Here is a 15,753-nt window from a genome sequence, read left to right as displayed (position 1 = left end):
CAGGCTACCGCCCCAGGATTCGCGCCAGCACGTCCACGCCGCGTAGCACCACGTCCGGGGGCGCGCAGGTGAAGCACAGGCGGATGTGATGGGGGAACGGCCCGAAGCTCGGCCCCGGGGACACCAGCAGGTTGTGCTCGACACACCGCTCCAGCAGCCCCGGGAGTCCCCGCTCGTCCAGGTGCTCGGAGACGTCCAGGAAGAGGAAGGTGCTGCCCTCCGGCGCGGGGACACCCAGACGCGCGGCGGCCTTCGTCCCCGTGTCGCGGTAGCTCGCCGAGGCCATGGCCACCCAGGCCTCCCCCGGGCCCCGCAGCACGCGCACGCCCGCGAGCTGCGCGGCCGTGGGTGCGCTGTAGAAGGAGTGTGTGCTCACCTTGCGCAGCTGCGCCACCGCCTCCGCCGGCCCCACCACGTAGCCGCACCGGTTGCCCGCCATGCCGTACCCCTTGCTGAAGGAGTACGAGGAGAGCGTCCGCTCCGGCGCCAGCGCGCGCGCGTACGTGTGTTCGCCCGCGTAGACATAGTCCTCGTACACCTCGTCCGAGAGCAGCCACAGCCCCTCGCGGCGGGCCAACTCCGCCAGGGCCTCCACCCACGAGCGCGGCAGCACCCGGCCCGAGGGGTTGTTGGGCGTGTTGAGGTAGAGCGCCACGCCGCGCTCCGTGAGGCGCTCGCGCACCGCCGCCACCAGCGCCTCCGGGCTCTCGCAGTCCAGGAAGGGCACCGGCACCGGCCTGCCGTGGAACGCCGTGACGATTCCCGAGATGAGTGGCCAGTAGGGGGCGAGGATGAGCACCTCCTCGCCCGGTGACACCAGCCCGCCGATGATCGCCCCCAGCGCGCCCGTGGCCCCCGTGGTGACGAGCACCTGGGAGCGCTCCGTGGGCACGCCCGTCCTCGCTCGCACCCGCTCCACCACCGCGTCCAGCAGCCCCGGCAGCCCCTGCACCGGCGCGTAGCGGTGCATGCCCGGGTGCTCCTCCACCCGGAAGTCCTCCATGCGGCACCCCTCGGGCGGCTCCATCCACGTGTCCCCCACGTGCAGCGGGTACACCTCTCCGGAGCTGCTCGACAGTCGCTCCGCGAGCCCGGAGTACAGCGTGCTCGACATGCCCGAAACCGAGGGCGCGTAGGCGGGATGGCGCGGCATGGGTTCCTCCTGGATGGCGGCCGGAACATGGCACGGATGCCTCCCGGGGGAAGTCACTCGGTCCTCCCCGCTTCCCAAAATCCGTGACTCACCATCCGAGAAAAACTTGAGCTTCGACTATTTCCCGTGATACCAGGGAAAACCGGTCATAACCATGCAACGTTCATCCCTCAAGGTCGCCGCACTGCTCGGCGCCCTGCTGCTCATCGTCCTCGGAGCGGCGCTGCTGTCGCGCCGGCCGGATTCAAAGGTGGGGTCCTCCTCGGACTCCACGGCCCCCACGGACCCGTCGTCCGGAGGCATCCGGACCGCCACCGCCCCCACCCACGCCGGAAGCCCGGCCCCACCACCCCAGGAGCGCCGTCCGAAGGAGGACGTGCTGCCCATGCCGGGGTGCTGGGAGGGCGTGGGGGAGTTCGACAAGGACGTCTCGCTCGACACCTTCCGCCGGGCCCTGGCCGCCGCCGTGGGCGCGGGGGACCAGCAGCTCGCGCAGTACCTCCAGGAGCGGCTCACGGAAATCATCGGGGGTGACGCGACGCTCGCGCTCCAGGTGCTCGACCTGGCGGAGAAGTCCCAACAGCCCGAGCTGGGCGTCTTCATGGAGGCGCTGAAGAACGCATCCGCCGTGCAGGACCCGAAGGTGGTGGAGCGCCTGCTGAAGATGGGCGAGGACAAGGGCTCGCCGCTGGTGAACCGGGCCGCGGCCATGGACACGCTGGAGACGCAGAAGCGCCTGTCTCCCGCGAACATCCAGCGGCTGAAGGCCGTCGCGATGGACGTGTCCGCGGACTCGGCGGGTTGGGTGGCCACGCGCACCCTCGGCCGGGTGATGAAGGAGGACTACGAGCGCACCGGCAACTTCGCTCCCTATTGGGAGGAGCTGTTGGACATCGGCGAGAAGTCCGAGGACATGGCCGTGCGCCTGCTCGCGCTGGAGATGCCCTCCTACTCGGATCCCCTCATCGGCGGGGAGTCGATGGACCGACTCAGTCAGATCATGCGCACGGATCGCGAGCGCGACGTGCGCGAAATGGCCGCCTTCCGGCTCGCCGTCACGCAAGAGCCGGACAAGGCGCTGGAGGCCTACCGCACCGCCTTCCCGGCCGAGCACGACGAGTGCGTGCGCTGGGCCCTCTTCCGCTTCGCCGTGCGCGCCGCGGGAGCCCGGGCGCTCCCGGTGTTGCAGCAGATGGCCGCGCAGGATCCGCGCTTCCTGCCGGACTACCAGGACTTCCTGAGGCTCTACGCCGGGGGCACGGTGGACTTCGCCCGCATCTGGCTGGGCAAGGAGGATCGCCACCAATGCATCGTGGAGGAAGGAGCGCCGCACTGATGAGCCCCCACACCTCCGAAGGAACGACTCCCATGAACCGCTCGCCCTCCTGGCGCATGGCGCTGCTCGCCGCCGCGGCCTGGCTGCTGCCCACCACCGCCTCCGCCGGCGACGAGGCGCCCCTCCGCCCGACGACGTGCTCGTTCACCGGCATGATGGACGAGCTGCGCGCGGCGCTGAAGTCGGGCTCGCCCGCCTACCGCAAGTACGTGAAGGAGCGGCTGAAGATGGCCGCCCGGGTGATGCCGTCGAAAGAGCTGCTCGCGGCCGTGCAGCAGGAGCGCGACCCGGACACGCTGGAGGCCCTGGGCGCCGCGCTGGCCGGCAAGTCCAGCTTCTCCGAGGACGCCACCCTCCTCCAGCCGCTGCTCGCGCGCGCGGTGGGGGATGCGGACCCGAGCCTGCGCGCCGCGGCGGTGCGCGGGCTGCGTGGCACCGGCTCCGTGGACGCGATGGCGAGGAACGGCGGCGTGGTGACGTACGAGCAGCTCATCCGCGACAGCGCGCCCGAGGTGCGCCAGGCGGTGGCGGACAACCTCGTCCACGAGAGCGCCAAGGTGTACTTCGGCCATGATCGCACCGTGTCCGAGACGGCCGTGGCCACGGCGCTGGCCTCGAAGGACCCCGAGGTGGCCGCGAGGCTGCTGTCCGAGGTCTCCATGGAGCAGGTGGGCCACGAGACGGTGGAGAAGCTCCGCCAGCAGCTGCGCTCGGAGGACGCGGGGCTGCGCTCGGCCGCGGCGACGGCGCTCGGGGGCGTGCCCGGCTCGGAGTCCGCGAGCACCAGCCAGACGCTCGTCCAGCTCTACCGCACCGAGCAGGACCCGGGCGTGCGCAAGGCCGCGCTGCAAGGCATTGCCCGGCTCGGTCTGGGGAGCGCGCGCTCCACGCTCGAGTCGCTGCGCGGCGTGGCACCCGCGTTGGACCCGGAGATCGACGCCTGGCTGTCCGCGATGAAGTTGGGGCTCCAGGAATGGCACCTGCTGCTCCGCGAGAAGGAGCGCATCCGCAAGTGAGGGATTGGGGGGAAACGCAGTCGCGCAGTGAAACACCAGGAGGCAGCATGAACATGAAGAAGATGATGTACGCCGTCGCGGCGCTCGCCGCGGGCTGGACCGGCGTCGCCGTGTCCGCCACCGCCAAGGGTCCCATCTGCGAGACCACGGCGAAGGTGAACTCGACGACGTATTACAGCTGCTCGGGCAGCAGCCACACGGCGCTCGACATGAGCAACTCCTCGTGCGGCGAGTGGAACCACCGCGGCATGCTCTCCGGCAGCTACTACTACAAGTACTACGGCGGCTGTGCCGCGGCCTGCTACGGCTCGAGCTGCAACGGCGGCGCGGGCAACTACTACGTGGTGACCGGCGGCAGCGGCTGGGAGTTCCGGCAGCTCCACATCTACGCCAACGCCAGCTCCGGCTCGAAGACGTGCGACGGCTGCGCGCTGGGCCTCGTGGGCGGCACTGGCCAGGCCACTGGCCCGCACGTGCACGCGGACAACCGTCAGTACGGCACCCGCAAGTCGGCCTGGTACACCAGCAAGGGCACCACCTGCGGCACCAGCGCCTACTGCGGCAACGTCGTCGGCGTCCCGACGCTGTAGTCCGGCATCCCCACCGCCCCGCTCCCCTCCTGGACGGGGCGGTCCTCCCCCGGCCTCGCGCCCGCCCATCAGGCGGGCGGCGCACCCCCTGCTCCGCGCTCGCCCGGTTGTGCCCGCTCGCTCCGGCTCCCACCTTGTTCCTATAGAGCCATTGAACGAACACGGTGGAGGACGAATGACCCCGCACAAGTGGACGTGGAGCCTCACGGCGGTGGCCCTGCTGGGTCTCGCCTCGGGCTGCAGCAGGGACCGCACCGACCCGGGACGCCTCGATCGCGAGAAGACGGTGCAACAAGGCACCGAGGGTGACAGGACCCCGATGGCGGACTCGCGCCAACCCGAGCAGAGCCCGCTAATCACCGGCGGAGAGGACCTGGCGGACCAGGAAATCTACGGGACGGTGACCGGAGTGGCCGGCAACAGCCTCACGGTGCGCAACCCCACTGGGAGCACCACCCTGACGCTCACGTTGGACGACAACACCCGCTTCGTCCGCCAGGGCCAGCAGGCGGACCGGGGACAGCTCCAGGAGGGCATGCAGGTGCGCGCGTCCTATGACGAGGACGGGGGCAGGTACGAGGCCACCACGGTGGAGCTCCTCCAGGACGCCTCCGCGCCCCAGAAGCCGTGAGCCGCGCGGCACCCGGCGAGGTGAGCCATGCATCACACACGTGAGATTCCCCGCGAGGGGTGGGCCGATTATCTCTCCCTGCTGAGCGCCATCGAGCGCGACCACCAGGTGCGCATCCACGCGGGGAGTCCGGAGCTCGGAGACCAGACGGTGGCCGGGAGCCTGCCGCTGGTGGACATCGCCCTCGAGGAGAAGGGCAGCGAGGAGGGCTCCATCGAGGTGACGGTGGGCAACCCGGGCGAGGCGCTCACCCATCGCATCTCCCACCCGGAGCACCTGTGGGCCGAGGAGAGCGACAGCGGGGAGCTCGAGTGCCTCGACATCGAGGACTCGGACCACGTGAAGACGCTCATCTACTTCGAGCCGCAGGAGTTGCTCGACGAGGCCTCGCCGCCACCCCCGGCGTAGCGGTCCCGGAGCGCGGTGGGAAAACGAAGAGGCCGGAGACGCGCCGCCCTCGTGGAGAGAGCGTGCATCTCCGGCCCCTGTCAGCTCATGCGAGCGGACGGATTACGGGTAGAGGGCCCTGGCGCCGGTCTTGTCCAGGCTGGTCAGCACGAGGTCGCCCGTCTGGGTGCCGTTGCACTGGGGGTAGTGCATGACGGAGGACGAGTCGTAGTTCGTCAGCGCGCGCCAGCTGGCATCCTCGTAGCAGCCGGTGCTGCTCAGGCGGGTGTGCTCGTGGCGGAAGCCGAGCGTGTGGCCCAGCTCGTGGCGCAGCACGCCCGTGAGGGTCCAGGCGCCCATGTTGCCGAAGGCGCTGCTGTCGATGAGGACGTTGCGGGCCGAGCGGCTGGAGTTCGGGAAGAACGCACGCGCCGTGTAGCCCGCGCCGCTCACCATGCGCACGTCGAAGACGACGGCGGACTGGGACGCGGTGCAGCTGGAGTCGTAGGTGCTGCTGTGCACGAAGTTGACGTTGGCGGTGGCCTCCCAGGCCGCGGCCGCGTTGGCCATCGCGCTCACGACGGTGTTGTAGCGCGTGCCGAACGACGTCTTGCTCACGCAGTAGGTGATGTTGCGCGCGGCGGTGGCGCTCCACTTGATGTCGCGGCCACCGCTGTAATACACGGCCAGGCCGCCCTCGGTGGTGCCCACGTCTCCGTTGGCGACGTAGTTGTCATAGTACGCCTTCAGGCCCTCGATGCCCTCGATGGCCTCGTCGCCGTTGACGACATAGACGTCACCCTCGTCCTTGATGGCCTGGGCCTGGAACTCCTCGAACGTCGGAATCTGCTGCTGCTCGGCGGCCTCGGGACCACCACAGCCAACGAGCGCCACACCAGCCAGCAACGCCATCGAGATCTTACGCATGGGGACTTCCTCTGGGGGACAACGGGGATGGGCGTGGCCGCCTGGGGGGACCAGCCGCAGCCGCGCGCCCCTGCCCTGAGCAACTCACGGGCCAGGAGGTCCGTTGTCCTGAAATCGAGGACTTAGCGGGGATACCTCGAATAGCCGTGGAGCATGGGTGCTCCAGGTAGCTCCCGCTTTCTCGTAAAAGAGCCTGACAGTTTCCGAGCAACCCCTTGTCGTCGCGGGGACTTGCCAACGCGTCCCCGCGTCGTCCGACTCTCGGACGGGGATGTTGTGCAATCGGACAGCAGGCACACGCCTCCCGTACCGGGGAGACCCACCGGTAGCGAGAGCGGCCACACTCCCGTTGCCAACAATGTTGGAGGACCGAGGAAGTCCCCTCACGAGAAGTGAGGACGAGCCTCCCCGGCCCGGACTTCACCTGCGGGGCCCGGACTCGGGCCGCGGGATTACGGGTAGAGGGCCTTGACGCCGGACTTGTCGTAGCTGGTCAGCACGAGGTCGCCCGTCTGGGTGCCGTTGCACTGGGGGTAGTGCATGACGGAGGAACGATCGTAGGTGGTCAGCGCGCGCCAGTTGGCGTCCTCGTAGCAGCCGGAGGAAGTGGAGCGGGTGTGCTCGTGACGCAAGCCGAGCGTGTGGCCCAGCTCGTGGCGCAGAATGCCCGTGAGGGTCCAGGGCGAGACGTTGCCGAAGGCGCTGGTGCTGATGAGCACGTTGCGCGCCGAGCGGCTGGAGTTCGGGAAGAACGCGCGGGCCAGGTAGCTGGTGGTGCTCGTCTGACGCACGTCGAAGACGACGCCCGACTGGGACGCGGTGCAGTTGGAGTCGTAGGAGCTGCTGTGCACGAAGTTGACGTTGGCGGCGGCCTCCCAGGCCGCGGCCGCGTTGGCCATCGCGCTCACGACCGTGTTGTAGCGCGTGCCGAACGACGTCTTGCTCACGCAGTAGGTGATGTTGCGCGCGGCGGTGGCGCTCCACTTGATGTCGCGGCCACCGCTGTAATACACGGCCAGGCCGCCCTCGGTGGTGCCCACGTCTCCGTTGGCGACGTAGTTGTCATAGTACGCCTTCAGGCCCTCGATGCCCTCGATGGCCTCGTCGCCGTTGACGACATAGACGTCACCCTCGTCCTTGATGGCCTGGGCCTGGAACTCCTCGAACGTCGGAATCTGCTGCTGCTCGGCGGCCTCGGGACCACCACAGCCAACGAGCGCCACACCAGCCAGCAACGCCATCGAGATCTTACGCATGGGGACTTCCTCTGGGGGACAACGGGGATGGGCGTGGCCGCCTGGGGGGACCAGCCGCGGCCGCGCGCCCCTGCCCTGAGCAACTCACGGGCCAGGAAGACCGAGTCTTGGAATTTCAAGGACCTGGCGGGACTCGCCCGATTTCACTTGGAGCACCGACAATCCGCATGGCGCGGCAAAATTGCCAAGGCGCTTTACACTTTCTGCTCAAACATTTTGCATTTCAATAGTTTGCACTCAAACATCTACCCTGTCCGGAAGTCGGACACGTGCTGTCTTCCACCAGATCACACGGCCGGGCACCGTGCCGCACCGCGGCGCTCAGCCGTTGGCGGCCTCGGGCACCTTGAGGGGAGTGGGAGGAGCGCTGGTGTCGCCCTGGGCGAAGTAGATGCGCTCGAGCAGCTTGCGGTGGTGGATGAGGGGCTTGTCGTACTTGCCCAGGCGCATGCCCTTCATGCTGTAGGGGGTGTGGGCCACCAGGGGGATGAAGCGGGCGTCGTCACGAATCTCGTACCAGGACATGGCGAGCGCGGCCCGGCGCACCAGGGGCATCAGCGGGCGCAGGCGCTCGTCGTGAATCAGTCCGAAGGAGAAGGTGTGCAGGCGCGTGGTGTGCGCCGTCTCCGGGACGAAGAAGATGATGGCGCGGTTGGTGAAGGGGCGCTGCTCGCCGGTGGGGCTCGTCCAGGTGATGGTGTAGTCGGTGCGCACGGGGTCGAAGCGCGTCACCCAGTGGTTCTGGAAGAGGTCCCCGTTGCGCAGCAGCAGCAGGGGAATCAGGAACGAGGGCCGCTGGGGCGCGCGGTAGAGCACCTCGGTGCGGTCATCGAAGTTGTGGGCCTCGAACTGGATGTCCTTCGTCTGGGCGCGGTTCCACCCCAGGCGGGTGTGGACGAAGGGGGTGTGCTCGTCCTCGCTGAAGTTGTCGAGCGCCACGTGCAGCGGCGCGCGGAAGAGCATGGAGAAGGAGCCGTTGAAGTCGTAGCCCTGGGGGACGAAGTCGGGGAAGGAGGACAGGGGCGTGTCGCGCGCGGCGAGCCACAGGTAGCCGAAGCGTTCCACCACCTGGAAGGAGCGCGCGTCGCACTTCTTGAGGTCGGGCTGGCTGGGGCTGCGGCCACGGCCATCGGCGTCGAAGAGCCAGCCGTGGTAGGGGCACTCGAGCTGTCCCTCGCGCGTGACGCGGCCGGCGGACAGCGGGGCCAGGCGGTGCGGACAGGCGTCGGAGAGCGCGGCGGGGCGGCCCTGGGCGTCGCGGAAGAGGGCGTAGGAACGGCCGGCGAGCTCCACGCGAACGGGCTTGTCGCGCAGCTTCCGGGCGGAGAGGACGGGGTGGAAGAAGCAGGTGACGTCGGGCATGGGCTCCATGGACAGAAGTATACGCCCGCCCTGGAAGAGCCTCCTGCCTGGCCGGGAGCATGCGCATATTGTCCCGCTGCCCCGGCCCCATGCCCGGCCGGGCGGAGGTTGGATGACGCTGGAATCGCTGCTCCTGGCGATATGGCCCCACGTAGCGGCGGCGTTCACGGTGGTGGCCAATCTGCTGGCCACCGGACACGCGGTGCTGCGCAAGCGGGATGTGCGCGCGGCGGTGGCGTGGGTGGGGTTGGTGTGGCTGGTTCCGCTGGTGGGGGTGGTGCTGTACCTGCTGCTGGGCATCAACCGCATCCGCCGCCGGGGCCGCTCGCTGGCGCTGCGCCAGGAGCATGGTCAGTTCCCTCCGAAGCCGGGCGTGGCCGCGTGCACCCCCGAGCAGCTGGTGGCGCGGGTGCCCCCGGCGGCCCACCTGGCGCCGCTGGCGCGCCTGGTGGACGAGGTGGTCCACCACCGGCCGCTGCTGCCGGGCAACCGGCTCCTCCCACTGGAGGCCGGCGCGGGCGCCTACCCGGCCATGCTGGACGCCATCGAGGAGGCGCGCACCTCCATCACCCTGTGCAGCTACATCTTCGACAACGACGAGGCGGGCCGGCGCTTCGTGGACGCGCTCGGGCGCGCGGTGAAGCGGGGGGTGCAGGTGCGCGTGCTCATCGACGCGCTGGGTGCGCGCTATGACTGGCCTCCCATCACCGGCCGTCTGCGCCGTGCCGGGGTGCGGGTGGCGCGCTTCCTCCCCACGCTGTTGATGCCGGCGCGCCTGGCCTTCATGAACCTGCGCAACCACCGCAAGCTGCTGGTGGTGGACGGGAAGGTGGGCTTCACCGGGGGGATGAACATCCGCGAGCACTTCCTGCCCGGCCACGGCGACGCGAGGGACCTGCACTTCCGCGTGGAAGGCCCGGTGGTGGGGCAGCTGCAGGAGACGTTCGCCGAGGACTGGGCCTTCACCACGAAGGAGCGTCTGGAGGGGGAGGCGTGGTTCCCTTCGCTGGAGCCCGTGGGGCCGGTGGTGGCCCGGGGGATTCCGGACGGCCCGGACGAGGACTTCGAGACCTTGCGCTGGACGCTGCTGGGAGCGCTGGCCTGCGCGCGCACCTCGGTGCGCATCGTCACGCCCTACTTCATTCCGGACTCGGCGCTCATCACCGCGCTGAACGTGGCGGCGCTGCGGGGCGTGCGGGTGGACGTGGTGCTGCCCCAGAAGCTCAACCTCCCGGTGGTGCAGTGGGCCGCCACCGCGCAGCTGTGGCAGGTGATGCGCCCCCACTGCCGCGTCTTCCTCACCGCGCCGCCGTTCGACCACACCAAGCTGATGGTAGTGGACGGGGTGTGGTCGCTGGTGGGCTCGGCCAATTGGGATCCACGCTCACTGAGGCTCAACTTCGAGTTCGACGTGGAGTGCTACGACGCGGAGCTCGCCACGCGCCTGGACGCCCTCATCGAGGAGCGGGTGTCGCGGGCCCGGCTCCTCACCTTGGAAGAGCTCGACCGGAGGCCGCTGCCCATCCGCCTGCGCGACGGCCTGGCCCGGCTCATGTCGCCCTACCTGTAGGCCCGCGCCGCCTCAGCCGTTGGCCGCCTGGGGGACGACGGCCTCCTTCCAGCGCACGAGGAAGGTGCAGGCGGTGCCCTCGAGGGACCATACGTCCACGTGCACGTTGCGCGCGCCCGCCATCTGCTGCGCCCGGAGGATGAACCCCGCCACGAAGGAGGAGTGGTTGCCGAGGATGTCATTCACCCACAGCTCGACATGCCGGGGCGCGTCCTCCAGCCGCACCTCGCTGAAGTTGTTGAAGCCGCGCAGGTCGCGCTCGATGCGCTCCAACATCCGCCGCGGGCCGAGCACCGGCGCCAGCTCCGCCAGCACGCGGCCCATGGACGTCTGGAGGTAGCCCTCCATGAAGTGGATGCCCATCCACCAATGCGCCTCGGAGGGAGACAGGTGCGGATAGAGCGCCTCGGCGCCGACGCGGACGAACGTCTTCCACTGCTCCAATGGGTAGGAAACGTCGAGCGGATGCTCCAGGTCCAACCCGGCCTCACGAAGCAACCTCCGGGCCAGGGGCGTCAACGTCGCCCCCAGCTCCCGGACGAACAACGCCTCGATGGCCGTCGCATACACCAGCTTCTCTGGCGGCATGACGCTCCCCTGGCACCTCATCGGCGCCCCCCCACGGGAAAACGGCTCCGGTCACGAAGTGCTCCCTCGTCGAGAACGGATGCTCACTTTCTCATAATGGGGAATGCCTCCGCCACTCTCCCGCCGGGTGGGCTCACACGCGGAGTGCGGCAGGACTCAGGGCGACACGCGGCCGACGAGCGCGAGGATGGCCTCGCCGTAGCGCTCGGCCAGCTTGGGGCCGACACCGTGGATGCGCTGCAACGCCGCGCCGTCACGAGGGCGCGAGGTGGCGATGGCCCCGAGCACCCTGTCCGTGAGGATGCGGAAGGCGGGCACGCGCCGACGGCGGGCCTCGGCGAGACGCCAGGCGCGCAGGGCCTCCGCGAGCTGGGGCGAGGCCGTGCCCATCCCGAGCGTCGCCCCGCTGCGCCTGGAGCGCTCCAACGCCTGGGCCAGGGCCTCCCGGCCCCGAGGCACCCGGGTCTCCGCCACCGGCTCCCGCTCCTCGTCTCCGTCGTCGCCGTTGTCGAAGTCGGGCTCGTACTCCGGCTCGTACTCGACCTCGGACGAGGGCTCGGACTTCGGCCCGAATCGCGGGGAGGCCGAGCGTTTGCGCCTGCCCCCTGGAGAACCCTTCGCGGAGGCCGAGGTGGACCGCTTGCGGCGCGAGGTACGACGGCCACCACCGGCCGGAGCCCCCTTCGCCCGGGAGCCGCGGCGCTTGCGCGCGGGGGCCTCGTCGGGAGGCAGCGGCAGTTGCACCTGACCTGGGGCGGGCTCTCGCGTCCGGCGGCCCTCGGGCGTGAGCGCCACGCGCTGGAAGGTGATGTGCTGACCGTCCTTCTCGAAGGTGTCCTCGGACAGGCGCACGAGCCCGGCGCGCACGAGGCCCCCGAGCAGCCGCTCGAAGTCACGGCGTGGCAGGGACTCGCCGAACAGCTCGCGGTGGAGCCGTCCGGTGGCCTGGGCATCACGCTCGTGGAGGGCCCCGAGGATGCGCGCGAGCGCCTGGGCCTCCGCGTGCGAGGGCTCGCCGAAACGCAGGGTGGCACAGGACTCGGGAGCGCAGACGTCGCACAGGCCGCAGGCGGCGCCCGTGTCCTGCACGTCACCGAAGTGCGCCACGAGGTGCCGCATCCGGCACCCGTGTGACTCGCCATAGCGGGCCATGTGCTCGAGCTGGGACTGCTTGTGCTCGCGCTGCGCCGAGTACGCGGCCATCCAGCCCGGCCGCCCGCGGCGCACGGACTCGTCCGGAGTCATCTCCACACCGCCGTGAATCCAGAGTTGCTCGAGCGCCTTGTCGAAGACGTCGGACTCCATGCGCACCCGGGCCGCGAGCGACTCCTTGGGCTCCGGCTCCTCGCGGGTGGCACGGAAGAGCCGCTCGAGCACGGAGGGCTCGGGGTAGTCGCGCTGGTGGAAGAACTCGTGCGTGCGCCGGTCGATGAAGGAGTGCAGCAGCACCGCGCGCGCGGGCTTCCCATCGCGGCCCGCGCGGCCCAGCTCCTGGTAGTAGCCCTCCAGGCTCGCCGGCAGCGCGGCGTGCACCACGGTGCGCACGTCCGCCTTGTCGATGCCCATGCCGAAGGCCGTCGTCGCCACGATGACCTCGAGCCGGCCTCCGAGGAACGCCGACTGCACCTCGTCCCGCTCCGACGCGCTCATGCCCGCGTGATAGGTGCCCGTGCGGAAGTCCGCGCCGAGCTCCTCCGCGTACCGCTCCGCGTGCTTGCGCGTGGCCGCGTAGACGATGGCCGGGCGATGCGAGGGGTCGGCGAGCAGCTCGCGGATGGCCTCGGAGCGCTGGCTCGGGTTGAGCTCGCGCACCTCGATGGCGATGTTGGTGCGCCGGAAGCCGTGGATGAAGGTCTGCGCGGGAGTGTTCGCCGAGCCCCGGAGCCCGAGTTGCTGGACGATGTCGCGCTGCACGTCCGGGGTGGCCGTGGCGGTGAGCGCGACGACGGGCGCGGGACGCAGCATCGGCAGCCGGGCGCCGAGCAGCCGGTAATCCGGGCGGAAGTCGTGTCCCCACTGGGAGATGCAGTGGGCCTCGTCCACCGCCACCAGCGCGGGCGTGCGCCGGGCCAGCAGCTCCACGAAGCCCGGCACCCCGAGCCGCTCGGGCGCGATGAAGAGGAAGTCCAGCCGGCCCTCGAGGTACTCCGCGCACACCTGGCGCGACGTGGCCCGGTCCCTCCCCGAGTGGATGCGCTCCGCCGCCAGCCCGAGCGACTGGAGCCGCGCCACCTGGTCCTCCATCAGCGCGATGAGCGGGCTGATGACCAGCGTCGTCCCCGCTCGCGCCAGGCCCGGCAGCTGGTAGCACAGCGACTTGCCCGCTCCCGTCGGCATCACCAGGAGCAGGTCCTTGCCTTCCGTCGCCGCGCGGCACACCGCCTCCTGGTACGGCCGGAAGTCCGGGAAGCCGAACACCTCCTGGAGCAGTCCCCGCAGTTGGTGGGGCGGCGTGGGCTCCCGGGGCTTGCGCTCGGGCCGGACGGTGTTCGGGCTCGTGAGGGTGAGCGTGGGGCGCGCGGTGTTCCTGCTGGGTACGGTGGCGAGCTCGTTGGGGGCCCGGGGGCGCTGGGTTCCGGGCAGACCCTCACCCCGTCCCTCTCCCAGAGGGAGAGGGGATGAACGCGGGGACGACCTGGGACCCCTGGTACCCTCACCCCGTCCCTCTCCCGGTGGGAGAGGGGTGATTGTTGGCATCGGGATGTTCGGGGGGACCTTGCCCACCACCTCGATGACGTAGGCCTCGATGCCTTTCAGGAAGGAGTCCAGGTCTCCGCTGCCGTGCTCGATGCGCCGCAGCCACGCCTCCCACTGCCCCGTCATCGCCGGACTCTTCACGTCCGGATGCACCACCCGGATGAGACCGATTCCCTTCTCCGTCGCCTCGAACGACTTGCCCCGCCGCACCAGGTAGCCCCGGTCCAGCAGCGTCTCGATGATGGCCGCGCGCGTGGCCGGCGTCCCCAGCCCCGACTCCCGCATCGCGTCCGCCAGCTCCTTGTCGTCCAGCGTCCGCCCCGCCGTCTCCATCGCCGTCAGCAGGCTCGCGTCCGTCAAGCGGGGCGGGGGCCGCGTCCGCTTCGTCACGGGCTTCACCTCCCGCACCGCGCGCGCCTGCCCCTTCGCCAACCCCGGTGGCAGTTCCTGCTCGTCCTCCGGCTCCTCCGCCTCGGCCTCGCTCCCCTTCTTCCCCGCCTCGCGCGGCTTCGGCGCCCGCTGCCCGCCTCCCACGTCCAGCACCTTCCAGCCCTCGCGCTCCACCATCGTGCCCGTGCTGTGGAAGCGGTCCACCAACGGCACGTCTCCGCTCGCGACCTGCGCGCTCACCGCGGTGATGACGGTCGTCACCGACCAGACGAAGTCCTCGTGCCACGCCGCCAGCAGCCGGCGACAGACGAGCTCATAGATGTGTCGCTCGTCCGGGGACAGCCGCGCGCCCTCCGGCGACGTCGTCGTGGGGATGATGGCGTGGTGGTCCGTCACCTTCGCGTCGTCCACGAAGCGGCGGCCCAGGGGACGCTGCCCCGTGCCGGGCGCGAGCAACGCCTCCCACGGCCCGCGGATGGCGCGCACCACCTCCGGCAGCGTCTCCGCTATCTGCTTGGAGAGGTGCCGGCTGGAGGTACGCGGATAGCTCAGCAGCTTGTGCTTCTCGTACAGCGCCTGCGCCAGCTCCAGGGTGCGCTGGGCGCTGAAGCCATACAGACGGTTGGCGTGACGCTGCAGCTCCGTCAAGTCGTAGAGCAGCGGCGCCGCCATCCGCTTCGTCTCGGAGGTGACGGACTCCACGGCCGCGCGTCCCGTCTTCACGCGCTCCACGATGCGTTTGGCCTCCTCGCCATCCGCGGGCAGGCGCCGCGCCTCACGCGCGTCCCATTCCTTCTCCCTGCCCGGCTCCGCGGGGCGGAACCAGGTGCCCTGGTAGCTGCCCTGGGGACCCTCAGGACCCGCCGGGCCGAAGGTGGCGACGATTTCCAGATAGTCCTTCGGGACGAAGTCGCGGATGGCCAGCTCGCGCTCCACCACCATCGCCAGCGTGGGCGTCTGCACCCGCCCCACCGAGAACGTGTCCCCGCACGCCAGCGTGTACAGGCGCGACAGGTTCATCCCCACCAGCCAGTCCGCCCGGCTGCGCCCCTTCGCCGCGTCCGCCAGCGGCTCGTAGTCACGCCCTGGCCTCAGCGAGCGGAAGCCCTCGCGGATGGCCCCCTCCGTCAGCGAGGACACCCACAGCCGCTTCACCGGCTTGCGGCATCCGGCCGCCTCGTAGATGTAGCGGAAGATGAGCTCGCCCTCGCGCCCGGCATCCGTGGCGCACACCACGGCGTCCACCTCGGGCGCGGTCATCACCCGGCGCACCACCTTGAACTGGCTCGCCGTCCTCTCCTCCACCACCAGCGGCCAGTCCCCGGGCAACATGGGCAGCAGTTCCCGCTGCCACCTCTTCCACTCGGGCTTCATCTCGTGCGGCTGCGCCAGCCCCACCAGGTGGCCAATCGCCCACGTCACCACGTAGCCGTTGCCGCGGTAGCACCCCTCGCCCTGCTCGCGAGCCCCCAGCGCCCGCGCGATGTCGCGCGCCATGGCGGGCTTCTCCGCCACCACGGCCAGCACGCCCCGTCCTCCGTCACCCATGGTCATCCCACCTCATCGCGTCCTACCCGAATCCATACCGCGCCTGCCCCTCCCACCTGCAAGGCCGTTCAGCCGGAACGGCCGTCCACTCGGAGAGCAGGCGAGTGGACGAGGAGTATGACCTCCGCTCGGCCGCCCTCGCTCCGCAAGCGCCCGGTCCCCGGGTTGGCGTGCTTACGCAAGCAGTTGGCGTCCGAGCGGAAAACTCCGGGGCGCACTTTGGCCAATATCCCGCCTGTCACCAACGCGCACACGGGCGTGCCACGGGGGGAGGTGCCCATGCAGCTCACGGTGGAGAGGAA

The 15,753-nt window shown here is 70.3% G+C and carries 12 protein-coding genes; 6 read left to right on the top strand and 6 right to left on the bottom strand.

Annotated features, from left to right (window positions below; all coding sequences use genetic code 11):
- Window positions 1-4 precede the first annotated feature (4 nt).
- The gene (locus JQX13_RS19595; protein ID WP_203410482.1) at window positions 5-1,153 is read right to left on the bottom strand and encodes a pyridoxal phosphate-dependent aminotransferase; all 1,149 of its coding nucleotides are present in this window, start codon (window positions 1,151-1,153) and stop codon (window positions 5-7) included.
- A 154-nt stretch (window positions 1,154-1,307) separates the two neighbouring features.
- Between JQX13_RS19595 and JQX13_RS19590 the strand changes: the two genes are divergently transcribed.
- The 5 genes from JQX13_RS19590 to JQX13_RS19570 all read left to right on the top strand — a co-directional run bounded on the left by JQX13_RS19590 (window position 1,308) and on the right by JQX13_RS19570 (window position 5,134).
- Window positions 1,308-2,489, top strand: coding sequence for a HEAT repeat domain-containing protein (locus JQX13_RS19590; protein ID WP_203410481.1), 1,182 nt, complete (start codon window positions 1,308-1,310; stop codon window positions 2,487-2,489).
- 32 nt (window positions 2,490-2,521) lie between these two features.
- Window positions 2,522-3,505, top strand: a complete 984-nt coding sequence (locus JQX13_RS19585) for a HEAT repeat domain-containing protein (protein WP_203410480.1) — start codon at window positions 2,522-2,524, stop codon at window positions 3,503-3,505.
- A gap of 47 nt (window positions 3,506-3,552) precedes the next feature.
- Window positions 3,553-4,095 carry a peptidase M23 gene (locus tag JQX13_RS19580; protein WP_203410479.1) on the top strand — a complete coding sequence of 181 codons (543 nt, stop codon included), beginning with the start codon at window positions 3,553-3,555 and terminating at the stop codon, window positions 4,093-4,095.
- 175 nt (window positions 4,096-4,270) lie between these two features.
- Window positions 4,271-4,726 carry a DUF5666 domain-containing protein gene (locus JQX13_RS19575; RefSeq protein ID WP_203410478.1) on the top strand — a complete coding sequence of 152 codons (456 nt, stop codon included), beginning with the start codon at window positions 4,271-4,273 and terminating at the stop codon, window positions 4,724-4,726.
- A gap of 27 nt (window positions 4,727-4,753) precedes the next feature.
- On the top strand, window positions 4,754-5,134 hold the full coding sequence (locus tag JQX13_RS19570; RefSeq protein ID WP_203410477.1) for a DUF5335 family protein: 381 nt from the start codon (window positions 4,754-4,756) through the stop codon (window positions 5,132-5,134).
- A gap of 102 nt (window positions 5,135-5,236) precedes the next feature.
- Here JQX13_RS19570 and JQX13_RS19565 read toward each other — a convergent pair whose 3' ends face one another.
- The 3 genes from JQX13_RS19565 to JQX13_RS19555 form a co-directional block, all read right to left on the bottom strand.
- On the bottom strand, window positions 5,237-6,040 hold the full coding sequence (locus JQX13_RS19565) for a M57 family metalloprotease (RefSeq protein ID WP_203410476.1): 804 nt from the start codon (window positions 6,038-6,040) through the stop codon (window positions 5,237-5,239).
- A 452-nt stretch (window positions 6,041-6,492) separates the two neighbouring features.
- Entirely contained in the window at window positions 6,493-7,296 is an 804-nt protein-coding gene (locus JQX13_RS19560) for a M57 family metalloprotease (RefSeq protein WP_203410475.1), read from the bottom strand.
- Between the two features lie 321 nt (window positions 7,297-7,617).
- Entirely contained in the window at window positions 7,618-8,658 is a 1,041-nt protein-coding gene (locus tag JQX13_RS19555) for a Rieske (2Fe-2S) protein (protein ID WP_239014905.1), read from the bottom strand.
- A gap of 112 nt (window positions 8,659-8,770) precedes the next feature.
- On the opposite strand from JQX13_RS19555, the gene cls reads away from it, so the two are divergent.
- The gene (gene cls / locus JQX13_RS19550; RefSeq protein ID WP_203410473.1) at window positions 8,771-10,228 is read left to right on the top strand and encodes a cardiolipin synthase; all 1,458 of its coding nucleotides are present in this window, start codon (window positions 8,771-8,773) and stop codon (window positions 10,226-10,228) included.
- Window positions 10,229-10,240: 12 nt separating this feature from the next.
- On the opposite strand, the gene JQX13_RS19545 is transcribed toward cls, so the two are convergent.
- Window positions 10,241-10,816, bottom strand: a complete 576-nt coding sequence (locus JQX13_RS19545; protein ID WP_203410472.1) for a DUF2378 family protein — start codon at window positions 10,814-10,816, stop codon at window positions 10,241-10,243.
- Between the two features lie 156 nt (window positions 10,817-10,972).
- Window positions 10,973-15,451 (bottom strand): DNA topoisomerase 3, encoded by a 4,479-nt coding sequence (locus tag JQX13_RS19540; RefSeq protein WP_239014903.1) that lies wholly within the window; start codon window positions 15,449-15,451, stop codon window positions 10,973-10,975.
- Window positions 15,452-15,753 lie beyond the last annotated feature (302 nt).

The organism is Archangium violaceum, assembly GCF_016859125.1.
GTDB classification, from domain to species: Bacteria; Myxococcota; Myxococcia; order Myxococcales; family Myxococcaceae; genus Archangium; species Archangium violaceum_A.
Note: the sequence above shows the minus strand (reverse complement) of the source record. Positions and strands in the feature narration are given on the sequence as shown.